Raw genomic sequence first — 9,632 nt, 5'->3', positions numbered from 1 at the left:
TCAAAAAATCTTTTTTTAGTTATCAATTTAATAATGATTATATAAAAATTCTTTAATTTATTTTTAATAAATAATTTTTTTTATCTTTAATTAAAGAACCTATTTTTATGATTAATTTATTAATTAAAGATTAAATTATTAAAAAAATTAAAAAATAAGGGTAAAACTTATATATTATATAATAATACTCAATTATAAATGAGTGAAAATTAAATGAGGTTAAATTATGGAAATCGGTGAAATTATAAGTGATGCAATTATGTATCCTATTAATAATATTAAAGCCCTTGCAATTTATCTTGCTTTAGGTATTATTGCAGGAATAGTTCTTGTTTTAACTGGTGTTGGACCATTTGTAATAGGTGCTACTTCATTTGATAGTTTTGGAACTGTAGGCTTATCAGGAATTTTAGGAGGTATTATTGTATTTGTCATATTCCTATTGATTAGCGGATATGAATTGGATATAATAAAAATAGGTATTTTAAGAGGAGAAGAAGCTCCAAGCATTGACTTTACAAGACAAGTTATAAATGGTCTTAAGTTAATTATTGTAGGTATTATTTACATGATTATTCCAATAATCGTTTTGGTGTTATTAGCGCAAGTCAATAAAACTCTTGGAATAATTGTAGGAATTATTTTATTAATTGTATTTGGATTAGCATTAATTATGGCACAATGTAGATTTGCAGACTCTGAAAGTCTCGGGGACGCTTTAAATGTACCTGAAGCAATAAATGATCTTAGGGATGTAGGAATTATTAAAGTACTTGCAATTTTAATTATTATTGCTATTTTATCTTGTGTTTTAAACTTTATTGCTGGATTGTTCACTGGCTTAGGTGATGTTGGTTCATTTATCGGATCTTTATTATCCGCTATTTTCGGCGTATATATGGGATTCGTTCAATACAGATCATACGGTTTATTATATTCTGATGCATAAATATAATAATCCTTTTTTCTTTTTTTCTTTTTTTTTAACAATTTAACTTATTAAATCTATTTTTAAGAATTTTATTTTATTTTTTATTAGTTTTTTTTATTTTAATTAATTTTAATCAATTTTTAATTAGTTTTTTTATTTTAATTAATTTTAATCAATTTTTAATTAGTTTTATTCTATTTAAATTAATTTTAATTAATTTTTAATTAGTTTTTTTATTTTAATTAATTTTAATCAATTTTTAATGGTTTTATTCTATTTAAATTAATTTTAATTAAGTTTATTCTATTTAAATCAACAATTTTAATATTTATTTTAATCTTTTTAAAGTCAAACTAGTTAAAATAAACTTTATAAAACTTTAAAAATATTAAAAAAAGAATTAATGTTTTGCTTTTAAGAAACCGGAGTTTCTTGTGTTTTCCTCTGTGTCATCACTTTCGTCATAACCGTCATAAGGGGCCTCAGGATCATGTGCTCTTTTTGAAAATGGAGCGCACTTCTTGTCCTTGTGTTTGAATGCCCAATCCAAATCCTGTGTCCAACCGGTATGGCCTGTAATGATTAGAGGTTCAATCTTTTTAGCCCTTAACTTTCTTTCAAGTTCTTCCAATGATTTAATGGAAAGCTTATTGTCTTCAGCCAATGTGGAAATAAAGCTGTATCCGCCGTCTGCACCAAACCAAATCGTATCTCCTGTAAAAAGATATTTGTCATCAATCAGATAGACAATATGTCCCCAAGTGTGGCCCGGTACAAGCATTGCCTCAATCTTTATTCCATCAATCTCAAAGACTTCCCCATCCTTTAGAAGAACCCTTTCATTATCACTTTCAACCATTGGCAACTTATAGGTTCCCCAGCCAACTTTTCTACGTTTTTCACCTGTCAAATACCTGTTTTCTATTTCCCCTATGTATAGTCTTGCATCCTTAAAGAGTCCTGGGCTGTCTGTTTCAACAGCTCCCACATGATCTGTGTCCTGGTGGGTGATTAAAATTTCTGAAATCTCTTTTGGATCTATATCTAGCCAAGACATCTTCTCTTCAAGTCTATCATAGTTATATCCTGCATCAATCATGATTGTCTTGCCGTTTTTGGTGTAAAAGAAGATGTTTGCAATGTATTCCCTAACACAGGCAACATGCTCATCTATCCAACCTGTATTAAGGGGCTTGAATATTTCCTTTCCCCTATACATCATTGCCATAAATTTAATTTGAAAATTAGACGCTTTTTTAGACATTTAAATTTCCCCAATTGTTTTCAATAACTATATATATTCATATATTTCCATTTTGGTATACATAATTTTTTATTTGTTTTTTAAGAATTTAAATCTTTAAAAAAGAAAATTTTTATTTTTAAAAAATTCAAAAAAAATTTTCAAAATTAATATAAGAAAATTTTTTATTAATTAAGGAAATTTTATTAATTTTTATTATATTAATTTTTATAATTTTATTTTATTTTATCTTAAACTAGTTAAATATCTTTATTTTTTAATTTTAATTATTTTTTAAGCTCTAAATTCAATTCAAAAAGTATATATATATATATATGCATGAAACTAATCAGTATTGTTGTTCCATGCTATAATGAAGAAGAAACCATACCGCTATTTTATGATGCCATCACTAAAATACTGAAGAGTATTGAAGAGGACTATGAAATTATTTTTATAAATGACGGTTCTACTGATAATAGTCTGACAAAGATTAAAGATTTGAAAGATGTTAAATACCTATCTTTTTCAAGGAATTTTGGAAAAGAGGCAGCATTATATGCAGGTCTTGAAAATTCCCAAGGAGATTATGTTGTTGTGATGGATGTTGATTTACAAGACCCTCCAGAATTAATTATAGATATGCTTGATTTAATAAAAACTACTGATTTTGATATTATTGGAACTAGGAGGGTTTCTAGAAAGGGAGAACCTCCAATAAGGTCATTTTTTGCAAGATTATTTTATAAATTGATGAATAGGTTTTCAAATGTAGAGCTTGTTGATGGTGCAAGGGATTTTCGTTTAATGACTCGACAAGTTATTGATGCAATTTTAAGACTCGATGAATACAACCGATTTTCAAAGGGATTGTTTCAATGGGTCGGTTTTAAAACAAAATGGCTAGAATATGAAAACGTTGAAAGGGCTGCTGGCGAGACAAGCTGGTCTTTTTGGGGTTTGGTTCAATATTCCATTGAAGGAATTGTAAGTTTCACAACAGCACCATTATCTATTTCAACTTTTTTAGGCATAATTTTTTCAATAATTGCATTTTTGCTCATTCTTTTTGTTGTTTTAAAGAATTTACTTTATTCGGATCCAGTTCAAGGATGGGCCTCCACAATATGTATAATTTTGCTATTAGGAGGAGTACAACTATTTTCCATTGGTATTTTGGGGAAATATTTGGAAAAAACTTATCTTGAAGTGAAAAATAGGCCAATATATCTAATTAAAGAAACAAATATTGAAAAATCCAAAAATCGGCTTTGAATTCTTTTATTAAATTATTGGGAAGAGTTTATTCATTATTTGCACTAATTTTTTTTCTTTTGCTGTTTTCTAAACTTATTATTCAATTTTACTTTAAATATTTGGAATTTAAAAACTTGACAATTAAAAAAATTATTGTTTGATTTAATTTAAAAAAATAACTGTTGTGTAAAAAGGATATTGGTATTTAATGGGGATTATATGAATTTAAAAAAAGAATTAATATTTTATCTTATTTTCGGAGTTTTAACCACTCTTGTAAATATTATGGTTTATTTATTCTTTGTAAAATTATTTTCAGTAAATTATATTATTTCTAATATTTTGGCATGGTTTTTTTCAGTACTGTTTGCTTATATAACTAATAGATTATGGGTATTTGAAAGTCAAAATGATAATATTATAAAAGAATGCTTTTTATTTTTTGGAGGAAGACTATTTTCTGGAGTTGTGGATACCGGAATGATGATATTATTTATAGATATATTATGTTTTGGAGACTTTATATCTAAGGTTATTATACAAGTTTTTGTTGTAGTTTTAAATTATGTGATTAGCAAATTACTTATTTTTAAGTAGTTATGATATATTTTTTAAATTGTTTGATGATTAATTAATTATACTAGAAATAAAATTATTAGGTGATAAATTTTGACAGTTGCTAGAAAATCTAAGCGTATTTTTTATTTTGATGCTTTAAGAGCGTTGGCTATTCTTTCAGTGATCTTTTTTCATGTTTCAACAAGAATGGTGAATAGCATTAATTCTTATTATACTGTCCCTCCAAATTTTCATTGGATTATAGGGGCTTCTTTCTTTGCTTGTACCGTTATTGGGGTTGATTTGTTTTTAATGTTATCTGGTGCACTTTCATTAGGTAGGGAATGGTCTATTAAAACATTTTTAGGAAAACGTTTACCTAGAATTGTACTTCCTTTTCTATTTTGGGGATTTATATTAAGTTTTGTTTTATTGTTAAGCCAATACTTTTTGGGAATTCCTCATTTTGTTGAATCATTTTCCATAAAAAATATTTTATTATATGTTTATGGTGCATTCAATTCAACTTCCTATGGCTTTGGACCATATTGGTTTTTCTGGATGATTCTTGGAACATATCTGATTATGCCTGTACTGAATAAATGGTTATTACATTCTGATTTGTATGAAGCAGAGTATTTTTTAGTATTTTGGCTAATATCCTGTATTTTTGATTTTACAATTAACTATCCATTTCCAGTTAAAATCTCATATTTTAGCGGGCCTATTGGAATGGTTGTTTTAGGTTATTATTTAAGACATACAAAGAGGGAGATTTTTACTAAAAAATACATTCCATTTTTATTAATTCTTTTAGGTTTTATCAGTGTTGTTTGTTGTTCTTATTTCTTCTCATCTCCAAATCATTTATTTAAATTTGAAAGGTACTCAATTTTCATTGCAATGGAGGTTGCAGGAATTTTTTTACTATTTAGAAATTTTTTAGACATTGATTTTGAAAATAACTCTTCCAAGCTTAAAACTATTATGAAAAAGTTTGCTGATTCCATGGCTAAATATAGTTATGGGCTTTATTTAATTCATTTGCCAATTATGACTATAATAATTGCTTTATTAAAAATTAATAGTTTATATGTGGGATATTTCTCAAGATTTGTATTCTTGTTTATTTCCACATTATTAATTTCTTGGATTATAATGGCTTTATTAAATAAAATTAATTTAATTAATCAAGTAATTGGTGCCAAATAAAGTTGGATATTGCTAATTTGGTTTCAGGGTTATTTTATATTTATTTTAATGGAGGATTTAATTTTATGAATTTTAAAAAAGATCAATCTGATTATATGGGTATTTTCCTTTTACTCTTAAGCATTATAATTTTAGGGTACTTGATTTTTTTAGCAATCAAATATCCCTTTTTCAGTAATGATGAATGGTATACTATGGGAATAATTAATTTATCCTTGCCGAATATGATTCAAGTTACTGCTGGAGATGTTCATCCCCCAATGTTTTATTTAATTTTATATGCTTTCATATATTTATTTAAATTTTTGTCAATAAATATTGATTTAATTTACATTATGAAGATAAGTTCCATGGTTCCTTACATAATACTGTTTTTAGTTTCATTAACTAAAATTAAAAAGGAGTATGGGATTTTATCAGCCGGAGCTTTTTCATTTACACTTCTTGCAATGTGTAATTTTTTTACTTATTATCTGATTGCAAGGATGTACAGTTGGCCTCTATTATTTTTGATTTTGGCATTCATATATCTTAATGATGTTTTGGAAAAAGGTGATTTAAAAAGTTGGGTACTGTTTACTTTATTTTCAATATTGGGAGCTTATACCCATTATTTTGCAGCTATTCCTTTAATAATACTTTATTTGGTATTGTTTGTTTATCTTTTAACTAAAAATAGTAAAAATAACTTCAAATCTCAATTGAAAAAATATTTTACATCAGCTTTTTTAGCTATTTTATGTTATTTGCCTTGGTCTTTTGTATTATTGAATCAAATCAGTCAAGTTCATAATTCATATCATATAAAAACTTTAACATTGGAAAAAATCATTGAATGTATTTCATATTACCTTTCTATTTCTGATATGTATTTGGTTCAGGTATTTGCTTGCATTGCTCTATTTGCAGTGTTCGTAGCATTAATATATAAATTTTATATTACACAGGAATATGATGATTTTTATATTCTTTTAGGATTTTTCTTATTTATGGCTACATTGGGATTTGCTTTATTGGTGTCTTTTTTATATAAACCTATTTTAACACCTAGATATTTATTGCCGGTTATGGGATTAATTTGGTTATCAATTTCTATAAAATTGGGAAAGATTGATTTTAGAAAAATCGCATTGCCTTTGATTCTATTAATGCTGCTTGTAGGTGTTTGCAATATTTCTTTAGAGCATGATGAGATTTTAGGTGAATGGGACAGTACCCTTTATGTGAAAAATATAACAGATCCCTTAAATAATCAGGATTCTGTTTTTATATATGCCAGCACAAATAAATACTGCAGATTTAATGAAATCTTTGATAATATTTCTGGAAAGTATTCTGGATATATTATTGATAATCAAACAATGGAAAATGATTTTAAAGACTTAGATTTAAATTATGAGCTTATTGAAATTCCAGATTATTTAAAAGAGCATCCTGATAAAAATGTATATGTTCCTATCCAAAGTGGTGTTAAAACTCCAAATGGGGAAGGTTTTAGATTTACTTCAGTTGGAGAAGTACAACATGCACAAATATACAAAGTAGAACTTACATAATTTTAGGATTTTCTTTTATTTTATCTTTTTTTATTTTACATTTTTTATTTTACATTTTTTATTTTATCTTTTTTTCTTTTATTTTATCTTTTTTCTTTATTATTCATTCGTCAAACTTAATCTTTTTTTTAAAATATGATTAATTTTAAAAACTATTTTTCAATTATGAAGAAGCTGGATGCTACAAATTCCAATTCATAGTTTCCATCTTCCAATAATTCATTTATCATTTCGTCAAGTTGACTGTCACTGACTGAAAATGCAAGTTTAACTTCAGCTGCAGTGACCTTTTTGTAGGTGGAAATGTATTCCTTTAGGTTTTTAAGATTGAATTCCCTTTCCTCAAGGTCAATAACGCCTTTTGTCAGGTTTTCTATTTCAAGTTCAAATCTGAGATAATCAACATAACCTGTAATCAGCTTGAATTTGCCTTCATATTCCATAAACAATGATGGGAATGAGAATATCTCTTCATTGTCTGCCTTGGCAATTGCATTCTTTAACTCTTTCTCTGCAAGGCCATTTTCTATATTTTCCCTAAACTTGTCCAAATCGATATTGAATTTTAAAACCTGATTTTCCAAGGTTTTTTCATCATGCAATTCTAGATTGTAAGTATGTATGTCTTCCATCATTTTTCTTAGGAATTTGTCTGCAATCTCTTTATCAATAAGTTTGATTGAATAATATGCCAATCCTAAGTCTGTTGAATCCAAGTCCTCAACTATAAGGTTTTCCAAATGCTTCAGGCTGAATGGCATTCCTGTTCTTTCCCGGATGTCCTTGCATTGAATAATCATTTGGGACCTGATTTCCTCAAAACGCTTATGGTATTTTTCACCATCTCCCAGAAAATCCTCAAGATTTGTGTGCAAAAGACCTATGATATTGTCGATTTCTATTAAATCAGGCTGCAGGTATTTTACTTTACGTAATGCAGGTTCCATTGCATAGGCATAGATTGACATCGGATCTGTAAAATGATGAATGATTAATTTTTTAGTCATAAAATCTCCTTAAAACTTGTTTAAATAGTATAATGATTATTTTTATTAATCTAATATTAATTAGTTATAATTATATTAAAAAATTAGAATATATAAAGTTTAGTTTTAATGTTTATTTAAACAAAATTTCTTGTTTCTAAGTTAAAAAAAATAAAAATGGTGAGTGCTTAAGGACTTTTTTGTTAAATTATTTTCTTAAGGCAATTAAACATTTATTTTTCTCTTAAGGCAATTTAACATATTTTATTCTCTTAAGGCAATTAAACATTTATTTTTCTCTTAAGGCAATTAAACATTTATTATTCTCTTAAGGCAATTAAACATATAGGGAGTGCTAAAAGAGTTATAAAAGATGATATGAAATAGATAGGAGCATATCCGCTTCCTGCACTTACAAATGATCCGAGCAATGCAGGTCCAAATCCCATGGTTCCGTCACAGAATATGAAAAATGTTGAAATTGCATAAGGGCGACGATTTGTGGAAGTGTTTCTTGTTACAATTGTTGTACATGCTGAATTCAAGGTACCGAATCCAAGTGCTGCACATATTGCACAGATAAATACGGTTATTGTGGATGGAGCATAGGCAATAAGGAAAAGTCCTATTGTTTGTGCAAGTATTCCAGTAATGCAAATGATTTTATCTCCATATTTGTCCTGAATCTTACCTGCAATAGGCCTTGATAGCACGAGAACAAGTGAATAAATCAGGAAGAAAATTGAAAATGAACTTACAAGATCAACTTCTACAGCATAAAGTCTATAGAATGATAAAATTGAAACATATCCAAGGCTAGTAAGGGCTGTAAAGAGTGAAACAGGGATTGCTTTTCTTTCAATTATCTTGTCTATAAAACTATTTTTACCATTTTCACCATTTTTAATATTTTTACTATTTTTAATATTTTCATTATTTTTACCATTCTCATATTTTTTACTATTTTCACTATTTTCACTATTTTCTTCCAATAAATCTTCATTCAAATCATTTGATTCATTGTAATCATTTGAATTGATATTGCTTAAATCAAGCAATGACACAGAAAGCAATGCTAAAAATGAAAATGCTGTGGCAAGTAGGAAACTGCCTGTAGAGCCCCAATTGTCATAGAAAAATCCGCTTATGTAAGGTCCTAGACCAACTGCAATTGTAGTTCCAAGCATGAAATATCCGAATGCCTCTCCAAAGCGTTTTTTTGGAAGGATTGCACTTGCAATCGTAACTATTGCATTTGCAGAGGCTCCAAAACCAAGTCCATGAATGAATCTGACAAGAATAAGTAAGTTAATGTCATTGACTAAAAAGTAGAGAATACATGCTGAAAAGTGAATTGCAAGGAAGATAATTGCCAATCTTTTCCAATCTTTCTTTTCAAGTGCATTAGCAGAGTATATTCTTGAGCAAAGCCCGCCGAAGACATATATTCCTGAAACCAATCCTGCAATACTTGCGGAAGATCCCATTGAACTTGCATATTCGGTAACTGTAGACATTAGTGCATACATTACAAGTGCTGTAAATAGCAATGCTCCAAATATGAGAAAAAAGGATTTGGTAAATATCTTATCTTCATTAATAGTGTCTTGATTGGCAATATTCATTTTTTCACTTGAATTCTTTCTTTTTATGTAATTTTAATTTATTATTTTAATTAATTTTATTAATTTATATAATTTTACTAATTTTTATCAATTTAAATTTTTTTTATTAATTTAAATTATTTTTATTAATTTAAATAATTTTACTAATTTTTATTAATTTTTATTAATTTTAATTATTTTTATTAATTTTAAAAATTTTACTAATTTTTATTAATTTTAATTTTATTCTGTTCAATTTTTATAGAAATTTTTTTATAATTATTT

At 27.0% G+C, this 9,632-nt stretch carries 8 protein-coding genes; 5 read left to right on the top strand and 3 right to left on the bottom strand.

Annotated elements, in window-relative coordinates:
* The first annotated feature begins 226 nt into the window (after positions 1 to 226).
* Entirely contained in the window at positions 227 to 949 is a 723-nt protein-coding gene (locus tag Q0138_RS00905) for a DUF4013 domain-containing protein (RefSeq protein ID WP_297979634.1), read from the top strand.
* 382 nt (positions 950 to 1,331) lie between these two features.
* Here Q0138_RS00905 and Q0138_RS00900 read toward each other — a convergent pair whose 3' ends face one another.
* Positions 1,332 to 2,195 (bottom strand): MBL fold metallo-hydrolase, encoded by an 864-nt coding sequence (locus Q0138_RS00900; protein WP_297979632.1) that lies wholly within the window; start codon positions 2,193 to 2,195, stop codon positions 1,332 to 1,334.
* A gap of 318 nt (positions 2,196 to 2,513) precedes the next feature.
* Between Q0138_RS00900 and Q0138_RS00895 the strand changes: the two genes are divergently transcribed.
* From Q0138_RS00895 to Q0138_RS00880, 4 genes are all read left to right on the top strand, one after another.
* Positions 2,514 to 3,449, top strand: coding sequence for a glycosyltransferase family 2 protein (locus Q0138_RS00895; RefSeq protein WP_297979630.1), 936 nt, complete (start codon positions 2,514 to 2,516; stop codon positions 3,447 to 3,449).
* Positions 3,450 to 3,650: 201 nt separating this feature from the next.
* Positions 3,651 to 4,028, top strand: a complete 378-nt coding sequence (locus tag Q0138_RS00890) for a GtrA family protein (protein WP_297979628.1) — start codon at positions 3,651 to 3,653, stop codon at positions 4,026 to 4,028.
* 72 nt (positions 4,029 to 4,100) lie between these two features.
* Positions 4,101 to 5,201 carry an acyltransferase gene (locus tag Q0138_RS00885; protein ID WP_297979626.1) on the top strand — a complete coding sequence of 367 codons (1,101 nt, stop codon included), beginning with the start codon at positions 4,101 to 4,103 and terminating at the stop codon, positions 5,199 to 5,201.
* A gap of 2 nt (positions 5,202 to 5,203) precedes the next feature.
* On the top strand, positions 5,204 to 6,757 hold the full coding sequence (locus Q0138_RS00880) for a glycosyltransferase family 39 protein (protein WP_297979623.1): 1,554 nt from the start codon (positions 5,204 to 5,206) through the stop codon (positions 6,755 to 6,757).
* A gap of 152 nt (positions 6,758 to 6,909) precedes the next feature.
* Here Q0138_RS00880 and Q0138_RS00875 read toward each other — a convergent pair whose 3' ends face one another.
* Together Q0138_RS00875 and Q0138_RS00870 are read right to left on the bottom strand one after the other, a co-directional pair.
* Positions 6,910 to 7,764, bottom strand: coding sequence for a DsbA family protein (locus tag Q0138_RS00875; protein ID WP_297979621.1), 855 nt, complete (start codon positions 7,762 to 7,764; stop codon positions 6,910 to 6,912).
* A 299-nt stretch (positions 7,765 to 8,063) separates the two neighbouring features.
* Positions 8,064 to 9,368 (bottom strand): MFS transporter, encoded by a 1,305-nt coding sequence (locus tag Q0138_RS00870; protein WP_297979619.1) that lies wholly within the window; start codon positions 9,366 to 9,368, stop codon positions 8,064 to 8,066.
* Positions 9,369 to 9,632 lie beyond the last annotated feature (264 nt).

Origin of the sequence: uncultured Methanobrevibacter sp., from assembly GCF_937906425.1 — an archaeon.
In the GTDB taxonomy this organism is placed as follows: Archaea; Methanobacteriota; Methanobacteria; order Methanobacteriales; family Methanobacteriaceae; genus Methanobrevibacter.
The sequence above is the reverse complement of the archived record's forward strand: the minus strand, read 5'-3'. Positions and strand labels throughout refer to the sequence as shown.